This is a genomic window from Nocardia anocheti (assembly GCF_029675105.1).
Taxonomy (GTDB): domain Bacteria; phylum Actinomycetota; class Actinomycetes; order Mycobacteriales; family Mycobacteriaceae; genus Nocardia.
The window spans coordinates 533028-557827 of record NZ_JAQQFV010000001.1 but is presented as its reverse complement, the minus strand read 5'-3'; the positions used below and the strand labels follow the sequence as shown (position 1 = coordinate 557827).

At 69.3% G+C, this 24800-nt stretch carries 19 protein-coding genes; 10 read left to right on the top strand and 9 right to left on the bottom strand.

Going from position 1 to position 24800, the window contains the following annotated elements:
- Positions 1-87 precede the first annotated feature (87 nt).
- The 8 genes from QC180_RS02695 (at position 88) to QC180_RS02660 (ending at position 13345) form a co-directional block, all read left to right on the top strand.
- A complete protein-coding gene (locus QC180_RS02695) occupies positions 88-543 on the top strand; it encodes an NUDIX hydrolase (protein WP_278260932.1) in 456 nt (151 codons plus the stop codon).
- Positions 540-3026, top strand: coding sequence for a DUF6049 family protein (locus QC180_RS02690; RefSeq protein ID WP_278260931.1), 2487 nt, complete (start codon positions 540-542; stop codon positions 3024-3026). Before QC180_RS02695 ends, QC180_RS02690 begins: the two co-directional genes overlap by 4 nt.
- 1952 nt (positions 3027-4978) lie before the next feature.
- Entirely contained in the window at positions 4979-8761 is a 3783-nt protein-coding gene (locus QC180_RS02685) for a murein biosynthesis integral membrane protein MurJ (protein WP_278261186.1), read from the top strand.
- A gap of 281 nt (positions 8762-9042) precedes the next feature.
- Positions 9043-9627: an RNA polymerase sigma factor SigM gene (sigM, locus tag QC180_RS02680; RefSeq protein ID WP_278261185.1), complete on the top strand. Its 585-nt coding sequence runs from the start codon at positions 9043-9045 to the stop codon at positions 9625-9627.
- A gap of 84 nt (positions 9628-9711) precedes the next feature.
- Positions 9712-10584, top strand: a complete 873-nt coding sequence (locus tag QC180_RS02675; RefSeq protein ID WP_278260930.1) for a hypothetical protein — start codon at positions 9712-9714, stop codon at positions 10582-10584.
- A gap of 96 nt (positions 10585-10680) precedes the next feature.
- A complete protein-coding gene (trxB, locus tag QC180_RS02670) occupies positions 10681-11655 on the top strand; it encodes a thioredoxin-disulfide reductase (protein ID WP_278260929.1) in 975 nt (324 codons plus the stop codon).
- A 24-nt stretch (positions 11656-11679) separates the two neighbouring features.
- On the top strand, positions 11680-12012 hold the full coding sequence (gene trxA / locus QC180_RS02665) for a thioredoxin (RefSeq protein WP_071931034.1): 333 nt from the start codon (positions 11680-11682) through the stop codon (positions 12010-12012).
- A 139-nt stretch (positions 12013-12151) separates the two neighbouring features.
- A complete protein-coding gene (locus tag QC180_RS02660; RefSeq protein WP_278260928.1) occupies positions 12152-13345 on the top strand; it encodes an N-acetylmuramoyl-L-alanine amidase in 1194 nt (397 codons plus the stop codon).
- Positions 13346-13485: 140 nt separating this feature from the next.
- Here QC180_RS02660 and QC180_RS02655 read toward each other — a convergent pair whose 3' ends face one another.
- The 9 genes from QC180_RS02655 to rpmH all read right to left on the bottom strand — a co-directional run bounded on the left by QC180_RS02655 (position 13486) and on the right by rpmH (position 20184).
- Entirely contained in the window at positions 13486-14211 is a 726-nt protein-coding gene (locus QC180_RS02655; RefSeq protein ID WP_278260927.1) for a GNAT family N-acetyltransferase, read from the bottom strand.
- 78 nt (positions 14212-14289) lie between these two features.
- A complete protein-coding gene (locus tag QC180_RS02650) occupies positions 14290-15333 on the bottom strand; it encodes a ParB/RepB/Spo0J family partition protein (RefSeq protein WP_278260926.1) in 1044 nt (347 codons plus the stop codon).
- Positions 15334-15365: 32 nt separating this feature from the next.
- The gene (locus tag QC180_RS02645) at positions 15366-16361 is read right to left on the bottom strand and encodes a ParA family protein (protein ID WP_278260925.1); all 996 of its coding nucleotides are present in this window, start codon (positions 16359-16361) and stop codon (positions 15366-15368) included.
- 459 nt (positions 16362-16820) lie between these two features.
- Complete coding sequence (rsmG, locus tag QC180_RS02640; RefSeq protein ID WP_278260924.1) at positions 16821-17576, bottom strand: 16S rRNA (guanine(527)-N(7))-methyltransferase RsmG; 756 nt, start codon at positions 17574-17576, stop codon at positions 16821-16823.
- 90 nt (positions 17577-17666) lie between these two features.
- Positions 17667-18200, bottom strand: coding sequence for a Jag family protein (locus QC180_RS02635; protein WP_189031754.1), 534 nt, complete (start codon positions 18198-18200; stop codon positions 17667-17669).
- A 24-nt stretch (positions 18201-18224) separates the two neighbouring features.
- Positions 18225-19298: a membrane protein insertase YidC gene (yidC, locus tag QC180_RS02630; protein WP_278260923.1), complete on the bottom strand. Its 1074-nt coding sequence runs from the start codon at positions 19296-19298 to the stop codon at positions 18225-18227.
- A gap of 4 nt (positions 19299-19302) precedes the next feature.
- The gene (gene yidD, locus QC180_RS02625; protein ID WP_278260922.1) at positions 19303-19602 is read right to left on the bottom strand and encodes a membrane protein insertion efficiency factor YidD; all 300 of its coding nucleotides are present in this window, start codon (positions 19600-19602) and stop codon (positions 19303-19305) included.
- Positions 19602-20018 carry a ribonuclease P protein component gene (gene rnpA, locus QC180_RS02620; RefSeq protein WP_278260921.1) on the bottom strand — a complete coding sequence of 139 codons (417 nt, stop codon included), beginning with the start codon at positions 20016-20018 and terminating at the stop codon, positions 19602-19604. Before rnpA ends, yidD begins: the two co-directional genes overlap by 1 nt.
- A gap of 22 nt (positions 20019-20040) precedes the next feature.
- Positions 20041-20184, bottom strand: coding sequence for a 50S ribosomal protein L34 (gene rpmH, locus QC180_RS02615; protein ID WP_005516618.1), 144 nt, complete (start codon positions 20182-20184; stop codon positions 20041-20043).
- A 499-nt stretch (positions 20185-20683) separates the two neighbouring features.
- Between rpmH and dnaA the strand changes: the two genes are divergently transcribed.
- Positions 20684-22858: a chromosomal replication initiator protein DnaA gene (gene dnaA, locus QC180_RS02610; protein WP_278260920.1), complete on the top strand. Its 2175-nt coding sequence runs from the start codon at positions 20684-20686 to the stop codon at positions 22856-22858.
- Positions 22859-23618: 760 nt separating this feature from the next.
- A complete protein-coding gene (gene dnaN / locus QC180_RS02605; RefSeq protein ID WP_278260919.1) occupies positions 23619-24788 on the top strand; it encodes a DNA polymerase III subunit beta in 1170 nt (389 codons plus the stop codon).
- Positions 24789-24800 lie beyond the last annotated feature (12 nt).

Here is a 24800-nt window from a genome sequence, read left to right as displayed (position 1 = left end):
TTGGTGTCTCCTCCGGCCGATCGCGCGAACAGTCGACGCCGCCAGCCGCGGCGCCGCGGATCGGCGGCCAACGGCGGTAAGCCGCGCATGCGTACGGTCCGCGAGACCTCGGCGGGCGGACTCGTCGTCGACGGGCTCGACGGCCCGCGCGAGCTGCGCTGCGCCGCCCTGATCGGGCGCACCGACCGGCGCGGACGGCTGCTGTGGTCGCTGCCCAAAGGTCATATCGAGCAGGGCGAGACCTCCGAGCAGACCGCCATGCGCGAGGTCGCCGAGGAGACCGGGATCACCGGCGAAGTGGTCGCCGAACTGGGCAGTATCGATTACTGGTTCGTCACCGAGGGCAGACGGGTACACAAGACCGTGCACCATTTCCTGCTGCGCTCGCTCGGCGGTGAACTCTCCGACGCGGATGTGGAAGTCACCCAGGTTGCGTGGGTCCCGTTGAGCGAGTTGGATTCCCGATTGGCCTACGCCGACGAACGGCGGCTGGCCGAAGTGGCGAACCGATTGATCGACCGGATGGAGACCGGCAAGCGATGACGGGTGGACTGTTCCGGCTGATCACGGCGGTCCTGACCATCCTGGGTTCGGTCTCGCTGCTCCCCGCGGTCGCGCACGCGCAGCCCAGCGGGTCGGCGACACCGCAGTTCCTGAAGCTGACCCTGGACGCGGTGGCCCCCGGCACGGTCACCACCGCCAGCGACCCGATCCTCACGGTCTCGGGCACGGTCACCAATATCGGCGATCGCGATGTCGACGACGTGAGCGTGCGCATCCAGCGCGCCGCCGCGGTGCACTCGCCGAGCGGACTGCGCAGCTCGCTGCGGCTGGACCAGGTGAACTACGAGGTCACCGGGCCGTTCCAGGATGTGGCCGAGCGGTTGAGCCCCGGCCAGCGCAAGCAGTTCTCGGTGCGGATCGCGCTGCGGGCCGGTGGTGACGGCGCCTCGCTCGGGCTCACCGATCCCGGGGTGTATCCGTTGCTGCTCAATGTCAACGGGGAGCCCGCCTACGGCACGCAGGCCCGCCTGGACGACGCCCGCTTCCTGCTCCCGGTCCTCGGTCTGCCGCCGGTCGGTTCCGCGACCAGCGGCGCCGAATCGCTGCCGGTGACGACCCCGCCCGAGGCCACCCCGGTGGCGACCACGCTGCTGTGGCCGTTGGCCGACCGTCCGCGCATGGTCGCGGGCAGGCCCGGCTCGGTGCACGGACAGGTGGAATTGCTCGACGACGAGCTGGCGGTGTCCCTGGGCAAGGGCGGGCGGCTCGAACAGTTGGTCGCGGCGCTGGAAACGGTGGCGCCCGCGCCTGGCAAGGAGAAGGGCGTGGCGAGCGCGGTGTGCATCGCCATCGACCCGGACCTGGTGTCGACCGTGCAGACGATGACGCGCGGCTATCGCGTGCTGGCCAGTCCGTCGGACCCGGACGGCGCGACCAGGGAGGGCACCGGCGCGGCCAACGCGCAGGCGTGGCTGGACCGGTTGCGCGCGCTGGCGGCGTCGATGTGCACGGTGGCGTTGCCGTACGCGCAGGTCGACCTGTCGGCGCTGGCCGAGGTCAACGATCCGGGGCTCTCGGCGCGCGCGCTGCTGGCCCCGGCCGACGTGGTCGACGCCATCCTGGGCACCCGCTCCGTGCGCGGGGTCGGGCTGCCCGACTCCGGGAGCATCGACGATCCGGCGGGTCAGCTGTTGCGCGGCCACGGCTACACCACGGCGGTGCTGGCGGGTACCGCGGTGACCACCGACGGCATGCCCGTCGACGCCGAGGACACGCTCACCTCCGCCCCGGTCAACCACGAACCCGACATGGTCGTCGGCGGGGAACAGGCCGTGCCCGACATGGTGCGGGTGCCCGCGGTGAGCACCGAACCGCCCGCCGAACCCGCCGCGGGTGTGCCGCCGGTGGACCCGGCCCTGCGCGTGGCGACCTACGACATCTGGACCGCGACCGCCCTGGCCGCCGTGGGCTCCAACCCGCCCACCCCCTCCTTCACCCCGGCCAAGGTGCGCTTCGACGTCACCTACGACTCGCGCGCGGCCCGGCTCCAGGACGCGCTCGGCGCGCTGGCCTGGACCTCGCTCAATCCCGCGCCGGACCGTCCCCGCTCGCAGCTGCTCATGCCGCCGCAGCAGTGGGGTGCCAACAAGGAGGAGGGCGTCGCGCTGCTCAAGCAGGTGGAACTGCTGGCGCGCAACAATCTCGCGAGCCTGCGCGGGTTCACCGATCTGGTGAACCAGGCGCCCGATCCGCGCCCGTTCACCCTCGAATACCTGCCGCGCGCGGCCCAGGACGGGGTGCCCGAGCACTTCCTCGGGCCGGTGCGCGATCAGGGCGCGCGGGTGAGCGAGCTGATGCGGGCGCTGGTGGAACTGCCCGAATCCGAACTCACCCCGCACGCGTTCATGACGCCGGTGCGCGAGGATCTGCTGCGCACCCTGAGTCTGTCTGACCGCAGGGCCGACAACACCACGCTGGCCGACCAGTACGCGCAGCGGCGCGTCGAACAGGCCACCGAGGAACTCGACACGATGTTCGGTTCGGTCTCGGTGCTGCCGCCGGGCGGGGTGTACACGCTGGCCTCCGAACAGAGCCCGTTGCTGCTGGTCGCGCGCAATGAACTGCCCGTGGCCATCCGGGTGATGTTCCGGATCGAGGCGCCCGCCGAGACGAACATCACCGATATCGGCGAACAGCTGCTTCCGCCGTCCGGGACGCGGTCGTTCCAGATCCCGACCGAGGTGAGCGACAGCCGTAAGCTGGTCATTCCGATCGCCCTTACCACTCCGGACGGAATCGCGCTAGGCGAGTCGACGTCGGTGTCGGTGCGCTCGAATGCCTACGGTCAGGCCCTGGCAATAATTACCGCATGTGCCGGAATACTGCTGCTGCTGTTGGCCGGGCGCCGACTGCTGCGGCGCTTCCGCGGACAACCCGATCCCGCCGACGAGGGGTTCGCCCCCGAGACGGTGGAGCGGGCCGGGCGGCTGCGCCGAGCGAGGCAAAGCCTGCAAGGACAGTGAACGCCCGCGTCGCACGCGGCGACGGGGCACCATGGCAGAGAAGAAACGGACAGTGGCACGGGTGAGCGAAACGCTCACCGGACCGGCGGGATCCGCGGGTCGCACCGGGTACAGGAGGCATGATGGGCGACGATGAATCCGCTCATCGGCACGACGACGACCGACGCGACGACCCGCAGGCCACCCGCCGCGCGGCCGCCGCGCCCTGGGAGCGTGGCATGAGCGGCGGCGACCACGACAGCACCCTGCCCCACGTCGACCACCCCGCCGACCGCCGCGTGCCCCCCACCAACGGCCCCCACCCGGCCCACCCCGGCACCGGCCCCCGCCCCGGCACACCCCCCGGCGAAACCCCCCCATTCGCCCACCGCGACCGCCCCGCCGACCCCAACACCCCCCGCCGCCCCGGCCCCCCGGACTCCGGCACTCCTCTCCGTCCCGGCCACCCGGCCCCGGGCCCCGCCCGCCCAGATTTCGGCGGACCAGATTTCGCGGACCCCCACACCCCACCGCAGCGCCCCGGCGGCTACCGCCCGAGCGCCGACTTCGACGCCCCTGTACCCGACGGCTACCGTCCCGGCGCCGACGTCGACGCCCCCGTGCCCGACGGCTACCGCCCCGGCGGCGACTTCGACTCGCCTGTATCCCACAGCTACCGGCCCGGCGCCGACTTCGACGCCCGCGTGCCTGACGGCTATCGCCCCGGCGCCGCAGACTTCGACTCGCCCGCGCCGCGCGAGAGCTACCGTCCCGGCCCTGGTGGACCGGCGGCCCGCGGTGGATATCGCCCCGGCTCCCACGAGCCCGACGCGGCCCTTCCACCCACCGGTCCAGATTTCGCCGATCCCAGCGCGCCCTCGTACGGCCAGCCCGGTGCGGCGGGGCGGGGTATGCCCCAGCCACCGGCCGGATACCGACCGGGCTCCGCCGACCCCGCGGCACCCCAGGCGCCCGGCGGGTACGGCGCGCCTCGGCATCCCGGTGGATATCGCCCCGATGCCGCCGACCCCGGCGCGCCTCAACCGCCGCCCGCCTACCGCGACCAGCAACGCCCGCCGGTCGACCGGTCGGGCGCGCCCCCACGTCGACAGCCCGGTCCCCTCAACCCCTCCGGCGAGATGCCGCGCGTCCCCGGCGCGCCGTCAGGCGAGATGCCGCGCGTCCCCGGCGCGCCGTCGGGCGAGTTCCCCAGGCAGCGCCCGGCTCCTGACCAGCCCGGGCACCTCGCCCAGTCCGACCAGCCCGCTCGCCCCGGGCAGTCCGGTCGCTCCGACCAGCCCGGTCACCCCGACCAGGCCGCTCGCCTCGGGCAGCCACCGTTCGGCCCGGGTGATCCCCAGCGGGGCGCGGTCGACCCGTACACCCCGCCGCAGCGCTCCGGCTTCCGCCCGGGCGCCGACTTCGACGCCCCCGTACCCGAGGGTTACCGCCCCGGCCCGCAGCCCGGACGGCCCGGCGTTCCCGAACAGCCCCGATTCCCGGCCGACCCGCAACCCGACCGTGGCCCCGCGCGCCCGCCGTCGGGCGAGTTCCCGCAGCAGCGCCCGCCGCAACGCCCGCTCCCCGCCGACGGACAGCGCCTCGGCCTCCCCGCCGAAGGCCCGAACCGCTCCGGCCCGGCGAGTGCGCAAGGCCCTCGCGAGCCCGGCCCGCGGCCTGAGGCACGACCGCTTCCGGGCGAACCGCCGCGCCACGATGCGGCGCGAAACGCCCGGTCCGGCGAGTTCCCGCGTCAGCAAAGGCCGGTGCCAGGTGTGGAAACGCACGGTGTCGATGGCATGGCCCCTCGGTCGGCCCAGTCGGGTGCGATTCCCCGACAGCAGCGTCCCGGGCGCGGTGAGCAGCCCGAGGCCGGGCAGCGCGGGCAGTTCGTCGGTCCCGATCGGCGACGCCCGGTGGAGGAATCTCCGAGGCAGGTTCGGCGGACGGTTCCGCCGCCGTCGTATCCCGGGATGCCGGGTACGCCCGCGGGCGCCGAGTCCGACCGGCCGCGTCGGACGGCGGTGCCCGTCGAGGACAACGCCGCCGCCAAGACCCAGCGCATCGCGCGCCCGGCGAAGGTGCAGGCGGACAAGCCGAAGCCCGAGACCGCGCAGAGCGCCAACGCCAAGCTGCTCAAGGACTCCGGGTCGATCGCCGTCGCGACGCTGATCAGCCGGATCACCGGTTTCGCCAAGCAGCTGCTGCTGCTCACCGTGCTCGGTCCGGCCATCGCCTCGGCGTTCACCTCGGCCAACCTGATCCCGAACATGATCGCCGAGCTGGTGCTGGGCGCCGTGCTCACCGCGATCGTGGTGCCCACGCTCATCCGCGCCGAGCAGGAGGACGCCGACAACGGCGCCGCCTTCGTACGCAGACTGGTGACGGCCGCGTTCACCGTGCTCTTCGCCGCCACCGTGCTGACGATGGCCGCGACGCCGATCCTGGCCACCCATGTGTTCGTCGCCGCCGACGGCAAGGTGAACACCCAGCTCACCACCGCGCTCACCTATCTCTTGGTGCCCGCGATCCTGTTCTACGGCATGTCCGCGCTGTTCACGGCCATCCTCAACACCAGACAGGCGTTCAAACCGGGTGCCTGGGCGCCGGTGCTGAACAACCTGGTCGTGCTGGTGGTGCTGGCCGTCTACGCGCTCACGCCGGGCGAGATCAGCCTGGACCCGGTGAAGATGGGCGACCCGAAACTGCTGGTCCTTGGCATCGGCATCACCGCCGGTGTGGCCACCCAGGCGCTGAGTCTGCTGCCCGCGATCCGCCGTCACGGCATCAACCTGCGTCCGCTGTGGGGGGTGGACACGCGCCTCAAGCAGTTCGGCAAGATGGGCGGCGCGATCATCCTCTACGTGCTGATCAGCCAGGTCGGCTTGGTGGTGGCAAACCACATCGCCTCCTCGGCCGACGAGGCGGGCCCGGCGATCTTCCAGAACGCCTGGCTGCTGCTGCAACTGCCCTACGGCGTGCTCGGCGTGACCCTGCTGACCGCGATCATGCCGCGCCTGAGCCGCAACGCCGCCGCCGACGACACACCGGCCGTGGTCGACGACCTCTCGGTCGCCACCCGACTGACCATGATCGCCCTGATCCCGGTGGTCACCTTCCTGACACTGGCTGGCCCGCAGGTCGGCGAGGCGCTCTACGGGTACGCCCGGTTCGCGGGCGACGCCGAACGTCTCGGCGCGGCGGTGAGCTGGTCGGCCTTCTCGCTCATCCCGTACTCGCTGGTGCTCATCCATCTGCGCGTGTTCTACGCCCGCGAGCAGGCGTGGACGCCCACCTGGATCATCCTGGGCATCACCACGATCAAGATCCTGTTCTCGACGCTGGCCCCGGTGCTGGCCCGTGACAGCGACGACGTGGTGATCATCCTCGGCGTCGCGACCGGCCTCGGCTTCACCGCGGGCGCGGTGATCGGCGGCATGCTGCTGCACCGCAGTCTGGGCGATCTGCGAATGGCCAATGTGGGCCGGACCGTCACCCGGGTGCTGCTGGCCTCGGTGGCCGGTGGCGCGGTGATGCTCATCGTCGACACGGTGACCCGGATGGACCGGCTCTCCGGCGGTCCCGCCTCGCTGCTGCGGGTGAGCGTGGGCGCGCTGGTGATGTTCTCGGTGGCCTTCGCGCTGATGCGGCTGGCCGGGATTCCCGAGGTCGTGGCCATCACGGTGGCGATCTCGCGCAAGCTCGGCATCACCCCGCCCGCACCGGATCTGGGTCTGGACGACTCGCCGTCCGACGACATCTACGCGACCACCGTCCTGCGCCGACCCGACACCTACGGCTTCCCGTCCTACGAGCACTCGATGGACACCCAGACCATGGTGTTGCCCATCATCCGGCCGGGCGCTGTTGACATCACCGGTCAGGCACAGTTCCCGTACGCTGTTCGGCAGACCGATACGGGTGGCGAATTCGCCATAACCTCGAAAGATCAGCTCGAAGGAGGACCGAGGGTGAGCGATGACGCGGTGGGCGGCGACCCGGCCGCTGATTCTGCGGCGCGCGCGGCGGGAGGAATGTCCACCGATGTCGATTCCGACGCGTCCGATGCCACGGGATCCGAGCGCCCCGACACGCCCGACGAGGCCGAATCGCCGCATAACAACTCGGCGAGTCCGCAGGCCATGCCCCCGCACGACCCGACCCACGACACCGGCATGCTGCCGATCCCGGTTCCGCCCGCCGATGCCCGGCGCGCGCAGCGGGGGCCCAAGCTCATCCCGGGCGCGTCGGTCGCGGGTGGTCGTTACCGGCTGCTCGCCGGGCACGGCGGGGCGCGCGGGCTGAAGTTCTGGCAGGCCCTCGACATCAAACTCGACCGCGAGGTCGCGCTCACCTTCGTCGACGCCGACCAGAAGTCCGGCGAGAACTCCGGTCACGACGGCCCGCAGGCCATCCTCTCGCGCACGCTGCGCCTGGGCCGGATCAATTCGCCCGGCCTGGCCCGGGTGCTCGACGTGGTGCGTGGCAGCTCCGGCGGCATCGTCGTCGCCGAGTGGACCCCCGGCCGGTCGCTGCGCGAGATGGCCGAGACGGTGCCCTCGCCGATCGGTGCGGCCCGGGCCATCCGGGCGCTGGCCTCGGCGGCCGAACTGGCCCATCGCGGCGGCGGCTCGCTCTCGATCGACCATCCCGACCGCATCCGTATCAGCGCCTCCGGTGACGCCGTGCTGGCCTTCCCCGGCACGCTCGGCGATTCCGACGCCCAGGCCGACGTGCGCGGCCTCGGCGCCATGCTCTACGCCCTGATCACCGCGCGCTGGCCGATCCGGGTGGGTGGGGTCACCGGCACCGCGGCCACCATCGGCGGCCTGCGCCTGGCCGATTTCGGCCCCGACGGCACGCCGGTGGAGCCGCGCCAGATCCGCCCCGAGGTGCCCTTCGAGATCTCCGCGGTCGCGGTGCGCTCGCTGGAATCCAACAAGGGCGTGCGCACCGCCGCGACGGTGCAGCACGTGCTCGAGCAGGCCTCGGTGGTCGACCAGAAGACCGATTTCATCCCGGTGCTGCGGCTGGGTCAGCGGGCGGTGGCCTCCGGTCCCGACTCGCTGGCCGATCCGGAACTGCTCGCCGCCGAGCGGGAGCGCTCCAAGCGGATGATGTGGATCATGGTCGGCCTCGGCGTGCTGGCCGCGCTGGTGGTCGGCATCCTGATCTGGTGGATGGTCAGCATCTTCGCGCCCGGCGCGTCGGACAAGCCGCTGGACCAGCAGATCAACATCGGTCTCACCTCCAGCGTGCCGCCGCCCGCCGAGGCCGCGCCCGCGTCCGAGGAACCCAAGCCAGCGGCCGCCGCCACGGTGCCGGTGCCGGTCACCGGCGCGACGGTGTTCTCCCCGGAGGGCACCCCCGACGGCGCGGCGTCCGCGGGTGCGGTCCTGGACCAGAACCCCACCACGCTGTGGCGCACCGACCAGTACTTCCAGCAGTTCCCGGCACTCAAGAAGGGCGTCGGCCTGCTGGCCACGTTGCCGACCCCGGCCAAGCTCACCAATGTCTCGATCAACTCGCCCAGCGCGGGCAGCACCGTCGAGATCCGCACCTCGCCCACCGAGGCGCCCACGCTCGACCAGACCCAGCTGATCGGTTCGGCCAAGCTCGGTGAGGGCGTCACCGATATCGCCGTGCAGACCGACCAGGCGGCGCGTTTCGTGCTCGTCTGGATCACCGGCCTGGCGAATTCCGGGGGTCAGTTCCAGACCGCCATCGCCGACGTTCGGTTCGACGCCGCGCCCTGACCGCCATCGGCGCAGGTGGGCGCATGTTTCCGGATCGAGAGCCGATGTTCATCGAACCGCGGTCCGGTTGGTGCGCGATTGTTATCGGCGATATGATCACTCCCGCGCTCCCGTAGGGGGCTACCCAGGATCTGTCGACGTCGATCCTGGACGTTGCGTGTAGTCAGGTGATGGTTCGGCCTCGTTCGCCGACGTGAAGTCGCCGTAATGAGCGCTGTCCAAGGGGTCAGGTGTTGTCGCCGGAAGTCAACGAGCAAGTCCGCGGGGGGAGAACGCGGCCGATCGCGCCCGGCGATCGCTCGTTCCTCGAGAACAGCAGTGACAAGCAGCTGCTGGCCGCCCATGTGCGCGGGGAGCCGCCGCACGCCTTCGCCGAGCTGCTGCGCCGCCACAAGGACCATCTGTGGCAGACCGCGCTGCGCACCTCCTACAGCCGCGAGGACGCCGCCGATTCGCTCCAGGACGCCCTGCTCTCGGCCCATCGCACCGCGAGTTCGTTCCGCGCCGAGGCCGAGGTGCGCAGCTGGCTGCACGCCATCGTGGTCAACGCCTGCCTGGACCGGATCCGGCGCAACAAGACCCGCCGCGCCTTCTCCATCACCCCCGACACCATGCCCGAGGCCGTCGAGCCGCGCGACGAGTTCGCCGAGTACGAGCTGTCCACCGTGGTCGCCGAGGCGCTGTTCACGCTGCCCGAGGACCAGCGGCTGGCGCTGGTGATGACCGAGATGGAAGGCCGCAGTGTGGCCGAAACCGCTGCTCTGCTCGGCGTGGCGGAGGGCACGATCAAGAGCAGATGCTCCCGAGCGCGCGTACGTTTGCAAGAACGTTTGGAATTTTTCCGGGATCCAGGGAACCGGATCTAGTCGGGATGCGTCATTAACAGTGACGAACAAGTCAGCGATGTAAATCCTGCGATCCGATATCGACAGAACAGGGGAGGTGCGAGGGTGGCCCGATCCGTGCCGCAGCCGCCGTTCCCGTCGGAACTGCTGGCCGATCTGCATGCCGACAATCTCGCGCCCGAACTCAGCGAGCAACTGTGGCCGCAGGTCGAGACCGACCCCGACGCGCTGCGTTACCTGAACGACCTCGACGACGTCAACGCCCACCTACGCGCCCTGAGCTCCGACGACAGGGTCGTGCACCGCATGCCCGACGACGTGGCCGACCGCATGTTCCGTTTCGTCGCCGAACTCGACGCGGGGGAGGGGCCCGCCGAACGGCTCACCACCGCGCTCGCCGCCGACCTCGACGACGGCCCCACCGAACGTCTCACCACGGCAGCACTCGGCGACAGCGTCACCGGACGTCTCGGCACCGCACCTGACGACGGCGTCAGCGAGCGACTCGACACCGCGCCGCCGCATCCGACGTCGGACCCGGCGCCGATCTCGCTGGACGCCTACCGATCCCGTTCCCGGCGCCGGATGAGTCTGCTTGCCGCGGCCGCCGCCGCGGTCGTCGTACTGGCCGGGGCGGGCGCGGTGATCACCACCCTGGACACCACCGAGGGCACGCCCACCGCGGCACCAGCCCTCGACCCGTCCGGCGACGACCTCACCACCGCCGCCGCACTCAGCGCGCTGGGCAAACGCGATGTGCGCGGCCCGCTATCCGACGAGGCGGCGCTCACCCGCTGCGTACTGGCCAACGGGATCGATCGCGGCGTACTGGGTGCGTCGAGCATCACCTTCCGTGGCGGCGAGGCCGTCCTGGTGCTGGTGCAGGGTCCGGCCGCGCCGACCATTACCGCGCTGGTCGTGGGCCCGGGCTGCGGTACCGGCGCGCCCGAGCAGCTCGCCCTGCGCGACATCGGCTGATCCGACCCGTCCTCGGGAGCCCCGTCGCGCCGGGAACAACACCGTTTAGGCTGTTGTTGACCGACACGTCCCCAGCTCGTCTTTCGGAAGGCCCCCATGAGCACGCCAGTTCGCGACCTGATCATCGTCGGATCGGGCCCCGCCGGGTACACGGCCGCCGTCTACGCCGCCCGCGCCGAATTGGCGCCGCTGGTGTTCGAGGGCACCCAGTTCGGTGGTGCTCTGATGACCACCACCGAGGTGGAGAACTTCCCCGGCTTCCGCGAGGGCATCATGGGCCCGGACCTGATGGAGCAGATGCGTGAGCAGGCCAAGCGTTTCGGCGCCGACCTGCGCACCGAGGACGTCGACGCGATCGACCTGTCCGGCCCGATCAAGAAGGTCACCGTGGGCGAGGAGACCTTCGAGGCGTACGCCATCATCCTCGCGATGGGTTCGGCCGCACGCTATCTCAACGTTCCCGGCGAGCAGGATCTGCTCGGCCGTGGCGTGAGCGCCTGCGCCACCTGCGACGGCTTCTTCTTCAAGGGCCAGGACATCGTGGTGGTCGGCGGCGGCGACTCCGCCATGGAGGAGGCCACCTTCCTCACCAAGTTCGCCGCCAGCGTCACCGTGGTGCACCGCCGCGAGGAGTTCCGCGCCTCGCGGATCATGCTCGAGCGCGCCAAGGCCAACGAGAAGATCAAGTTCGTGCTCAACGCCGAGGTCGCGAAGGTCAACGGCGAGAACAGCGTCAGCAGCCTGACCCTGCGCGACACCCGCACCGGCGAGGAGTCCGAGCTGGCCGCGACCGGCCTGTTCGTCGCCATCGGCCACGACCCGCGCAGCGAACTGGTCAAGGGCCAGGTCGCGCTCGACGCGGAAGGCTATGTGCAGGTGCGTGATCCGGGCACCGCCACCGATATCGCGGGCGTGTTCGCCGCGGGCGACCTGGTCGACCACACCTACCGGCAGGCGATCACCGCCGCGGGTACCGGCTGCCGCGCCGCGATCGACGCCGAGCGCTGGCTGGCCGAGCAGGGTGACATCACCGCCAACACCCTGGCCAACGCCGACGGCTCCGCCAACTAGTTCCACCCCAGCAAGGAGACACCCATGGCCGACAGCGCCAACACCATCACCGTGACCGACCAGTCCTTCGCCGACGACGTGCTGCTCAGCGAAAAGCCGGTCCTGGTGGACTTCTGGGCCGACTGGTGCGGCCCGTGCAAGATGGTCGCCCCCGTGCTGGAGGAGATCGCGGGCAGCCACGCCGACAAGCTGACGATCGCCAAGCTCGACACCGAGGCCAACCCCGGCACCGCCCGCGACTACCAGATCCTGTCGCTGCCGACGATGATCCTGTTCCAGGGCGGCAAGCCGGTGAAGCAGATCGTCGGTGCCAAGGGTAAGGCGGCGCTGCTGCGCGAGCTCGACGGCCTGATCTGACCGGCCCGACGGCATCTGACAAAAGCACCTCCTACCGGCCGACGCGCCGTAGGATGCCTGGACCCGGGGATTCCCGTTATAGTCCCCGGGTCTGAGACAATCGAGGCGACGCTCCGGCCGAAGGAAAGGGCTCTCACGCATGCACCGACTTCGTCACGGCGATTCAGGACCAGCCGTAGCAGAGGTTCGGAGCACCCTCGCCAGCCTCGGTTTCCTGCATTCGCCGCACGGTGACTCCTGGAAGGACACCGACGCGGTGTTCGACCGCCCGCTCGATTCGTCGGTGCGCGCGTTCCAGCAGCAACGCGGCCTGCTCGTCGACGGGGTGGTCGGTCCGGCCACCTATCGCGCGCTGAAGGAAGCCTCCTACCGCCTGGGTGCTCGCACGCTGATCTACCAGCTGTCCGCGCCGCTCTACGGCGACGACGTGGCCACTCTGCAGCGCAAGCTGCAGGACCTGGGCTTCTACGTGTACCGGGTGGACGGCTATTTCGGCCCGCACACCCACGACGGCCTCAGCGCCTTCCAGCGCGAGATCGGCCTGGCCGCCGACGGCATCTGCGGTCCGGACACGCTGCGTTCGCTGGATCTGCTGGGCGCGCGCGTCACCGGCGGCAACCCGCATCGCATCGCCGAGGAAGAGGTGGTGCACCGGGCGGGCCCGCAGCTCACCGGCAAGCGGATCGTCATCGATCCCGGATTCGGCGGTGCCGACAAGGGTTTCGCGGTGCCGACGGAGTTCGGTGACGTCTACGAGTCGGAGATCCTCTGGGATCTGGCCTCCCGGCTGGAGGGCCGGATGGCCGCCACCGGCATGGAGACCTTCCTGTCGCGGCCGTGGGGCGCCAACCCCACCGACGCCGAACGCGCGGACACCTCCAACGCCTTCGACGCCGACCTGATGATCTCGCTGCGCTGCGCCACCAGCGACAACCCGTCGGCCAAGGGCGTGGCCGGGTTCTACTTCGGCAATTCGCACGGCTCGGTGTCGATGATCGGTCAGGTGCTGGCCGGGTTCATCCAGCGCGAGGTCGTCGCCCGCACCTCGGTGCAGGACTGCCGGACCCACCAGCGCACGTGGGATCTGCTGCGGCTCACCAAGATGCCGACCGTCCAGGTCGACCTGGGCTACCTCACCAACGAGTACGACGCCTCGGTGCTCACCAACCCGCGCATGCGCGACGTGATCGCCGAAGCCATCCTCATCTCGGTCAAGCGCCTGTACCTGCTCGGCCAGGACGACCAGCCCACCGGCACCTACACCTTCGCCGAACTGCTGGCCGAGGAGCTGGCCGCCGCGGAGTCGGGCAACGTCCCCGCCCCGCGCGTCTGACTCACCCGACAACGAATGGCCCCTGGCATTCCAGGGGCCATTCACACGCACTGATCTCGCGACAACATGGGTAACTCACCGGGTACGGGCTAAGCGAACCCGCACGACACCGCTGGCCGCCACACCAAGCCCACTCGCACCTAAGCCTGGCCAGAAGTCACGGGGAGGCGGATCTGCGCCTGGGCGAGGAGCTGGTCGAGCGCGTGCTCGACGTCTTCCTTCCAGCCGTGATCGGAATCGAGTTCCAACCGCAGCCGGGGGAAGCGGTGGTGCGGAGCGATCACTTCGAAGCCGACATCGGTGAGGAAATCGGCGTCGATCATGCAGGTTTCGGGTGTGCACTGGGTGGCGGCCGCCGGGTCGCGCAGCGGAGCCGCGATCCGTTCCATCAGCCGCATCGAGGAGCCGAGGCCGCGGTCGGCCAGCGAACTGCTCGGCGGACCGCTGCGAATGCCGAACGCCTCCAGCGCGCGCACGCCACGACGCACCAGATCGGCCACCACGGCCTGAACGAGGCGGTGGGCTACATCGGCCTCGTCGTAGGGGAATTCGGCCTGCAGCGTGGTCAGCAGGACCGCGTCCGGGCTCACGGGGGAGGTGGGGAACAGCGACGACCGCGGCACCGCACTCGGGGGCGAGTACAGCGCGCACCCGGCGATATTGTTGTCGACCTGCGCCACCTGACCGCACGAACCCCACTCGAGCATGACCGTCGACAGCCAGGCTTCCTTTTCGAATACCGGATCGCTGAATGCGTGCGAGTCGGCCGCGACCGCCGGATCGAGCTCCCAGAACACACACCGCCGGGTATGCGCCGGGAGCCGATCGAGCCCGTCGAGAGTCAATGTCGTGACGCTGGTCGACACTGCTTTGCTCAGCCTCCAGCTATCCGATTCGTCCACGCTCACGCCACATCACTATCCACAGTAATGCCGTCTCTCTCGTCACAGTGACGTTTCAGGGCCTGCTTGCTCCATCAGCGCCACAATGCGCTCGAGATCTTCGACGGAGCCGAACTCCACTACGATCTTGCCCTTACGCTTACCGAGGCTGACGGTGACGCGAGTGTCGTAGGAACCCGACAGTCGCTCGGCCACTTCCTGCAGACCCGGCATGTGAATCGGCTTGCGCTTCGGCGTCGGGGGAGCGACGTCCGAGGGGTTGCGGTTGGCGAGCGTCACCGCTTCTTCGGTGGCTCGCACCGATAGTCCCTCGGCGACGATCCGCGCCGCCAACACTTCCTGTGCGTCGGCTCCGGCATCCAGACCGAGCAGCGCCCTGGCATGACCGGCCGAGAGAACTCCGGCCGCCACCCGACGCTGCACCGGAATCGGCAGCTTCAGCAGTCGAATCATATTCGTCACCACGGGTCGGGAGCGGCCGATTCGCGAAGCCAGTTCCTCGTGGGTGACATCGAATTCGTCGAGCAGCTGCTGATAGGCGGCCGCCTCTTCGAGCGGGTTCAGCTGGACGCGATGGATGTTCTCCAGCAGCGCGTCGCGCAGCATCGAACTGTCGGCGGTGTCGCGGATGATCGCCGGGATGGTGTCGAGTCCGGCTTCCTGGCAGGCGCGCCAGCGGCGCTCGCCCATGACCAACTGGAACTTGTCGACACCCGGTTCGACGCGGCGCACCACGATCGGCTGCATGAGCCCGAACTCGCGGATCGAGTGCACCAGCTCGGCGAGCGCCTCTTCTTCGAAGACCGAGCGCGGCTGCTTCGGGTTCGGCACGATCTGTTCGGCCGGGATCTCGCGGTACACCGCGTCGCCGGGGGAGACCAGTTCGGCCACCGGCTCGGCCGGGGTTTCCGGCTCGGGTTCGGCATCCGGGACCCGGTGCAGGAACGCCTCGGCGGGCTGCGGGCCGATCGGGTTGATCCCGATCACGCTCGCCGCCGCGCTGCTGAGTCCCGGCGTGGAGGCCGGACCCGTCGGGATCAGTGCGGCCAACCCGCGACCGAGACCGCCCTTTTTCGCCTGACTCATCGGCTACCGATCCCTTCCTCGTTCCAACACAACTACGACGCGTCTTGCGCGAGCTGAGCGCGGCTCGCCAATTCGCGACCCGCGTCCATGTAGCTCATCGCGCCGCGAGAACCCGGATCGTAATCGAGCACGGTCATCCCGTAGCCCGGCGCCTCCGAAACCTTCACACTGCGCGGGATCATCGACTTCAGCACCACGTCACCGAAGTGGTTGCGCACCTCTTCGGCGACCTGGTCGGCCAGCTTGGTGCGGCCGTCGTACATGGTCAGCAGCACGGTCGAGACGTGGAGTTCGGGGTTGAGGTGCGACTGCACCAGCCCGATATTGCGGATCAACTGGCCGACGCCCTCCAGCGCGTAGTACTCGCACTGGATCGGAATCAGCACCTCCTTGGCCGCCACGAGCGCGTTGACGGTCAGCAGACCGAGCGAGGGCGGGCAGTCGATGAGGACGTAATCGATGTCGTACCCGGCGATGGCCGCCTCGTGGATGGCCGTCTTCAGCCGGTTCTCGCGGGCGACCATCGAGACCAGTTCGATCTCCGCACCGGCGAGGTCGATGGTGGCGGGGACGCACAGCAGTCGCTCGCTGTGCGGGCTCTGCTGGATCGCGTCCTTGACGGCCACCTCGCCGATCAGCAGTTCGTAGCTGGACGGCACCCCGGAGTGATGCGCGACGCCGAGCGCCGTACTCGCATTGCCCTGCGGATCGAGATCGACGACGAGGACCGTCATTCCCTGATGCGCTAGCGCGGCAGCGAGATTGACCGTGGTCGTCGTCTTACCGACACCACCCTTCTGGTTGGCGATGGTGATGATCCGTTGCTCGCGGGGTTTCGGCACAGTGACCTTTCCTGGATGCAGAATCTGGCTGGCGCGTTGCGCTTCCGCCGCGATCGGGGTCTCGGCCGGGGAGATGTGCCCGAAAGGAGTGTTCCCGAACGTCTCCGCGTCGAAGCTGCTGGAATCCAGCATCCCCGGGACCCGCGACGCTGTTTCCCGTGAAACATTCGCCGGACCGCTCGACATAGACAGCTCCTAACCCGAGAAACTTCAGATCACGTACCCGACCGAGCGTCGGCGCCGTGTCATCGCATATACGTTCGGCGTGGCGTCGTCCACATCACCGTGGCGCGGTCGCACACGCTCGACTGTGAACAGCTTGCCAGCAGTACGACGGTTAGGAAAGCTGAATCGCGGCACGGCGAGAAGGACACGCCCAACTGTGTCGAATTCCGCTTTCCGCAACGTTGTTTCACGGGAAACGTCGGGGGAGTGGCGGTTGAAATGCGGCGCCGAGCGGAGCCGAGTTCCAAGTGAAACACGGACCTCCGCCCGTGGAAACCGTTCACGCAGCGCCGCTCTCACAGCCCCGTTGCGACTCTCCGTCGCATCGACCGAATTTCGCGATGCGACGGCCTAGGCAACTACCCTCGGGCGGTTTTGTCACGTTACGAAAGCGGCGCATCCACCTCCGCCCTGAGAAACTCAGGCGGTACCGGTCTCCCGACGCTTGCGCGCCTTCTTCTCCACTCCGGCCGCCTTGCGTCCGGCACGACGCGTCGGCCGCTCGGCGCGGGGGAGCAGTTCCGCACTGATCACCAGGGTCGGGATTTCGACGATTCCCGCGCCGCACCCGACGACGCGAAGATCGGTGGCGCCGTCACGGATCAGCTCGGCGCCATCGCGCTCGAGTTCTTCGGCGGCGCTGGTTCCCTTGAGGGCGAGCATCCGGCCGTGGTCGCGGAGCAGGGGGAGCGACCAGTGCGCGAGCTTGGCGAGCGGGGCGACCGCGCGCGAGGTGACGACATCCGCGCCGCCCGCCTCCTTGATCACCCCGGACTGTTCGGCGCGGCCGCGAACGACGCGCACCTCGAGACCCGCCTCTTCGATGAACTCACTGAGGAACACCGTGCGGCGCAGCAGCGGCTCGACGAGGGTGATGCGCAGATCCGGCCGGGCGATGGCGAGGGGGATACCCGGCAGCCCGGCGCCACTGCCGATGTCGACGACCGAGGCGCCCTCGTCGATCAACTCACCGATGACCGCGCAATTGAGAATGTGACGCTCCCACAGCCGGGGCACTTCCCGGGGGCCGATGAGCCCGCGCTCCACCCCGGCGGTGGCCAGCGCCGCACAGTAGCGGCGCGCGAGGTCCAGGCGGTCGCCGAACACCCGAGCGGCAGCGGCGGGCGGTTCCAGTTCGGCGGGCAGCGCACCCAGTTCTCGTTCCACGTGAAACATCCTTCCCAGTGGAGCATCGGGCATGAATAAGGCCCCCGGTCCGAGACCGGAGGCCCTACCCACAGCATTCGTGGTCGCGGCGAAATCAGCCTACTCGGGCACGACCACCACGTGACGATTCGGCTCCACACCTTCGCTCTCGCTGGCGACGCCCTCGATATCGGCGACGGCGTCGTGCACGATCTTGCGCTCGAACGGGGTCATGGCCGAGAGCGCCTCGGGCTTGCCCGACTCCAGCACGCGCTTGGCCGCGGCCACACCGAGCTCGCTCAGATCGGCGCGACGCTGCGCCCGCCACCCGGCGACATCGAGCATCAGGCGGCTGCGCACGCCGGTCGCCTGCTGCACCGCGAGGCGGGTCAGCTCCTGCAGCGCGTCGAGCACCTCGCCGTTGCGGCCGACGAGCTTGGTCAGATCGCGGCCACCGTCGATGCTCACGACGGCGCGGTCGCCCTCGACATCGAGGTCGATATCGCCGTCGAAATCGAGCACGTCCAGCAGCTGCTCGAGGTAGTCGCCCGCGATCTCGCCCTCTTCGATCAACGCTTCCTCGGCGTCGTTCACGACGTCAACAGTCGTCGCCACAGTGGCGTCCCCTCCGTCGGTCTCGGTCTCAACAGTCATTGGATTCCTCTATCTGGTCGCCACTCAGCGCTTACGCTTCTGGTTCGCGCGGCCGCGGTTGCCCGGCCGCTTCTGCCCGCCGGGCCTGCGCTGGCCGCCCTGCTTGGCCGACTGCTTGGGGGTGCCGTTCGTGGCGGCGGTGCCGTTCGCCGAGGAGTCGTCGGCGGCCGGGGCGTCCTGTTTCTTGCGGACGTCGACCGGCTTGGCGCCGGGCTTGGGCGCGTTCTGCGCGCGCAGCTCCAGCTTCTTGGCCTTCTTCTCTTCTTCTTCCTTCTCCATCCGGCCGAACACCAGGTGCTGCTGACCGTAGGTCCAGATGTTGTTGGCCACCCAGTAGATCAGGATGCCGATCATCAGGAAGGGGCCACCGACCATCACGCCGAGCGGGAAGACCCACAGCGACAGCTTGTTCATGATGGCGGCCTGCGGGTTGGCCGCGGCTTCCGGCGTCTGCCGCTGCACCGAGGCGCGGGCGTTGAAGTGCGTCGCCAGACCGGCGATGATCATCAGCGGCACGGCCACGAGCGCGATGTTGAGCTTGGTGGGTGTGCCACCCCAATCGGCGAACGCCTGCAGCTGATCGGTCGGCGCGGTGATGAAGGCGGCGATCGGCGCGCCGAAGATGCGCGCGCTCAGGAACGACTGGACGTCGGTCGCGCTGAAGATGTAGTTCGCGGTGTGCGCGTTGTCGTAGGACGACATCCCGATCTGGCCGAAGCCGGTACCGGTGCGGTTGAACGAACGCAGCACGTGGAACAGACCGAGGAAGACCGGCACCTGCACCAGGACCGGCAGGCAGCCCATGAGCGGATTGAAGCCGTGGTCCTTCTGCAGCTTCTGCATCTCCCGCGCCATGGTCTCGCGGTCGTTCTTGTACTTCTTCTGCAGCTCCTTGATCTGGGGCTGCAGCTCCTGCATCTGCTTGGTGGTGCGGACCTGCTTCACGAACGGCTTGTACAGAATCAGCCGGAGGGTGAAGACCAGGAACACGATGGCGAGGCTCCAGGTGAGCCCGCTGTCGGCGCCGAACACAAAGCCGAAGGCCTTGTGCCAGAACCACAGAATCGCGGATACCGGCCAATAGATGATGTCGAGCACGGCTCTAGGTACTCCCGTCGTTCGTATCGCCGATCAACGCGGGCGATGACTTGGTGAAGGCATTCGACCCGCGCTCCGGCACGGGATCCCACCCTCCAGGGTGCCAGGGTGCGCATTTCGCGAGGCGCACGACCGTCAGCGCCGACCCCACGAACAGGCCGCGTGTCCGCAGGGCGGTCACCGCGTACTCACTGCAGGTGGGGGTGAAGCGGCAGATCGGCATCCGGGTGGGGGAGACATAGGTCCGGTACAGCTCGATCAGGAAGATCAGCGCGTTGGCGGGTAGCCGGGTGAGCGTGCGCATCACCGGACACCGGACGAGGGGCGACCGAGCGCGGACTCCGGCGCCTGGCGCACGCCGAGCTTGCGCAGGCCGGTGCGCAGCTGGCGCAACAGCTCGGCGGAGTCGGCGGTCGCCGCACCGGGCAGCGCCCGGATCACGACGTCGGTGCCGACCGGGAGTTCGTCGACCACCTGGCCGCACATATGACGCAGGCGGCGGGCGACCCGGTGGCGAACCACCGCGTTACCCACCGCCTTGCTGACAATCAGCCCGAACCGCGGACCGCCTACGCGGACCAGCGAATCGCCGTCGGCGACATCGTCGTACGTGTGCGTGAACGCATGTACGACGAGATCTCGCCTCCCGATTCGCTGACCGCGGCGCACCGTGCGGGAGAATTCGGCACGGTGGTGCAACCGATACGGCTCAGGCAACACCCGAGCGTCCGACTACGCGCGATCAGGCAGTCAGTTCGGCACGGCCCTTACGGCGGCGCGCCGAAACGATGGCGCGACCCGCACGGGTGCGCATCCGGAGGCGGAAGCCGTGCACGCGCGCCCGACGACGGTTGTTCGGCTGGAACGTCCGCTTGCCCTTGGCCACGGTCAACACTCCTCGAGTTGGTGGGCACCGGTCAGGTACCCGAAGTTTTCGGTGATTCGGATCTCTGCGCAGCGGACCGCGGTCTACGCGCAGATTGCCTTGGCGATCGACGTGCAGCACAGAGCCGCCACCGCGCCAAGGGGTGACTGTCTGAGGGTACTGATACGGCTACACCGGGTCAAACTCGGCCCCCAGTGCCCTCTGCCGGGCGCGACCTCGGGCGTTCGGCGGCCTGCGTCGTCCGACACGCCCGGGCCGAGCGGCGCATCCGCGACACTTTTCGTGAGTTCTTCCACACCGCTGGCCTTCGGAGCCCCGGCCAGCTAGCCTCTGTAGCCGGGGGATTGCTGCAGAACCGCAGGTCCAGCCCCATTCACTGCCACACGCTGGCAGAATTCCTCTATCCCCAGGTTTGTCCACATCTGTGGATAATTGTGTGGATAACTGGCCGGAGTGGCATATTCGGTGCTCCAACGAACCGGTCCGGGGAGGACTCCGCATGGATGACGAGCAGAACGTGCTGGCCACGGTATGGCCGGAAGTTGTTGCCGAACTCACCACCGGTTCGGCCGACGGCGCCATTCCCGCGGTCAGTCGCGCCCAGCAGGCGTGGCTGAAACTGGTCAAGCCGCTGACCGTCGCGCAGGGCTTCGCGTTGCTGTCGGTTCCCTCGTCTCTGGCCCAGGAAGCGATCGAGCGCGATCTGCGCGAACCGATCCTACGCTCGCTGGGCCGCAGGCTCGGCCCGCAGGTCGAGGGGTTGGGAGTGCGTATCGCCGCGCCGATCCCGGCCGCGGGGGAGCGCAGCGGCAGTGCGCCTCGACACGCCAGGATGACCAGCAGGCCCGAGCGTCCGCGCGAGCCGACCCGTCCGCCCGCGGGCTACCCCGGCCCGGATTTCAGCGTCCCCGACTACGCCGCGCGCGGGGAGTACGGCAGGCCGCGCTACGGCACCGGCGAGTTCGACTACCAGTCCGCGCCCGAGTATCCCCAGGGCGGAGACTTCGCCAACGGCTACCGCGACCGGGGCGAGTACGCCGGTCAGCCCGCCGAGTACGGCGAGCGCCAGGACTACGCGGGTCATCGCGAGTACCCCGCCGAACCGGAGTACCAGCAGCCCGACTACCAGCAGAACGAATACCAGCCGCAGCAGGACTACCAGCAGGCTTCGGAATACCAGGGCCAGGAATACAAGGGCTCCGAGTACCCGGCCGAGCGCGGCGAGTTCCCCGGCACCGACTACGAGCCGACCGCGCCCTACCCCGTCGGCGACTACGCCGGTGGCGAGTTCGGTGGGCGCGCGGAGTTCCGTGGCGGTCGCCCGGAGCAGCGTGTCCCCGAGACCGCCCCGCCCGCGCGACGCGAGCAGGCCGCCGCGCCACGTCGCGAGCACATCCCGCCCGGTCAGGAGTCGCTGTTCACGCCCGACCCGCCGCCACAGCGCGCACCGGCGCGCGGCCGTCCGCAGCCGGAGGAGCCGCCCACCGCCCGGGTCGAGGACGCGCCCGTCGACGCCGTGCCCGACACCCCGTTCCCCGGTCAGCCCGGTGCCGAACCCGCCGACGACGAGCCGGTGGTCGACGCCCGCAACAACTGGCCGACCTACTTCAACAAGTCGCCGGAGGCGCCGCCGCAGCCCTCGTCCTCGGCCAGTCTCAACGCCAAGTACACCTTCGAGACCTTCGTCATCGGCGCGTCCAACCGCTTCGCGCACGCCGCCGCGGTGGCCATCGCCGAGGCACCGGCACGCGCCTACAACCCGCTGTTCGTCTGGGGCGCTTCGGGTTTGGGCAAGACGCATCTGCTGCACGCGGCCGGGCACTACGCCCAGCGGTTGTTCCCGGGGATGCGGGTGAAGTACGTGTCCACCGAGGAGTTCACCAACGACTTCATCAACAGCCTGCGCGACGACCGCAAGGTCGCGTTCAAGCGCCGCTACCGCGAGACCGACATCCTGCTGGTCGACGACATCCAGTTCATCGAGGGCAAGGAAGGCATCCAGGAGGAGTTCTTCCACACCTTCAACACCCTGCACAACGCGAACAAGCAGATCGTCGTCTCCTCGGATCGCCCGCCCAAGCAGCTGGCCACGCTGGAGGAACGCCTGCGCACCCGCTTCGAGTGGGGCCTGATCACCGATGTGCAGCCGCCCGAGCTGGAGACCCGCATCGCGATCCTGCGCAAGAAGGCGCGGATGGACCGGCTCGATGTGCCGCACGACGTGCTCGAACTCATCGCCAGCCGGGTCGAGCGCAATATCCGCGAGCTCGAGGGCGCCCTCATCCGGGTGACGGCCTTCGCCTCGCTCAACGGTCAGCCGCTGGACCTCTCGCTGGCCGAGGTGGTGCTGCGCGACCTGATGCCGGATACGGCGGCGCTCGAGATCAACGCGGCCACGATCATGGCCGTCACCGCCGAGTACTTCAACACCACCCTCGAGGAGCTCACCGGACCCGGCAAGGCGCGTCCGCTGGCCCAGGCCCGCCAGATCGCCATGTACCTGTGCCGCGAACTGACCGATCTGTCGCTGCCCAAGATCGGGCAGGCCTTCGGGCGCGACCACACGACGGTGATGTACGCGGAGAAGAAGGTGCGCAAGGAGATGACCGAGCGGCGCCGCGTGTACGACCAGGTCCAAGAACTCACAGCCCGGATCAAGCAGCGCTCGCGCTGATTTCATCCACACCCTCGAACACCGCCCTGACCTCGGGCGGTGTTCTTTTTTGCCCTGTGGATTCCTCGAGGAATCCCTGTGGAATCCTCGAGGAATCCACCGGTTGTGCACCGGTTCACCCACAGGGCCTGGGGATCGAGTGGGGAGTATCTACCCACAGGGAGTTGTCCACATCGTGCACAGGTCGCTCCGCTCACAGGCCGACACAGGCGCTGACCTGCGCCGCTGCCGATTCCGCCCCTGTGGATTCCTCGAGGAATCCCTGTGGAGTCCTCGAGGAATCCACGGGGTTGCCACCAGGGTGCACCGGGGTGTGAACAACTGGGTGAATCCGGTGGAACAACTCGAGGACAACTCGAGGATGGATGTGGGACAACTTCGGCCGTCCACAGGCGGTCCCGATTCATCCTCGAGTCACTCCACGGCCATCCCCATGCCGACGTGCCCTCTGACCTGGGGATTCAGCGGAAATCCACAGATTCCACAGTGCCTATTACTACTTCAGTTCTCATTCTTAGAAAGATCTCTTGAAAACAGGGTGTGTGGAAACTCGGATCGGGAGGCTCGGCTCGGTCGGTGCTCCACTCACAGGCGGGCAAGGAGGAGAGGGGATGGTCGGGAGGGCACGGATGTGCCGGGAGGGTCGGTGCGGACTTCACGCGTCCTGCGGGTACCGTTTGGTTGTCGGCTGGTTGTGCGAGACTCAGTGCGCGGTCGACGCAGCACCTCAACTCGACACTCGGAGAGGACACATCGGGCGATGGAGCTTGCGAGCATGAAGTTTCGGGTCGCCCGAGAGGATTTCGCCGAGTCGGTGGCCTGGGTGGCCCGTAGCCTCCCGTCCCGGCCTCCGGTGCCGGTCCTCGGCGGTGTCCTGCTGGTGGCCGACGAGAACGGCCTGACGGTCTCCGGTTTCGACTACGAGGTCTCCGCGCAGATGCGGGTGGCGGCCGAGGTCGCCGGTCCCGGCCAGGTGCTGGTCTCGGGTCGCCTGCTGGCCGACATCACCAAGGCCCTGTCGAACAAGCCGGTGGACGTCTCCGTCGACGGCACCCGCGTGCTCATCGCCTGCGGCAGCGCCAAGTTCTCCCTGCCGACCATGCCGGTCGAGGATTATCCCCAGTTGCCCGAGGTTCCCCAGCAGACCGGTGAACTGGGTGTGGATGTCTTCGCCGAGGCGGTCGGCCAAGTCGCCGTCGCCGCCGGTCGCGACGACACCCTGCCCATGCTCACCGGTATCCGGGTGGAGATCGAGGGCAACGACGTGGTCCTCGCCGCCACCGACCGTTTTCGGTTGGCCGTGCGGCACCTGCAGTGGCAGCCCACCCGCCCCGACATCGAGACCGCGGTGCTCATTCCCGCGCGCACGCTGTCGGAGGCCGCCAAGACCCTCGGTGCCGCCGAGGCGCCCGTGCAGCTGTCGCTGGGCAGTGGCGGCGACGGCCTGCTCGGCATCGTCAACGCGGGCAGGCGCACCACCACGCGCCTGCTGGACGCCGAATTCCCCAAGTTCCGCCAGTTGCTCCCCAAGGAGCACACCTCCATCGCCACGCTGCCCGTCGCGGCGCTGTCCGAAGCCATCAAGCGTGTGGCCCTGGTGGCCGAGCGCGGCGCCCAGGTGCGTCTGGAGTTCTCCACAGACGGTGTGCTGCTGTCGGCGGGTGGGGACGACGCGGGCCGCGCCGAGGAATGGCTGGAGGCCGATTTCCGCGGTGAGCCGCTGACCATCGCGTTCAACCCCGGGTACCTCACCGAGGGCCTCTCGGCGCTGCACGCGGAGCGGGTCACCTTCGGCTTCACCACCCCCAGCCGCCCGGCGGTGCTGCTGCCCGCCTCCGACGAGGAGCCCAAGGTGCTCGAGTCCGGGGCGTTCGCGGCGCTGGAGAGCCAGTACATCTACCTGCTGATGCCGGTCCGGCTGCCCGGCTGACCCGGCTCGCGC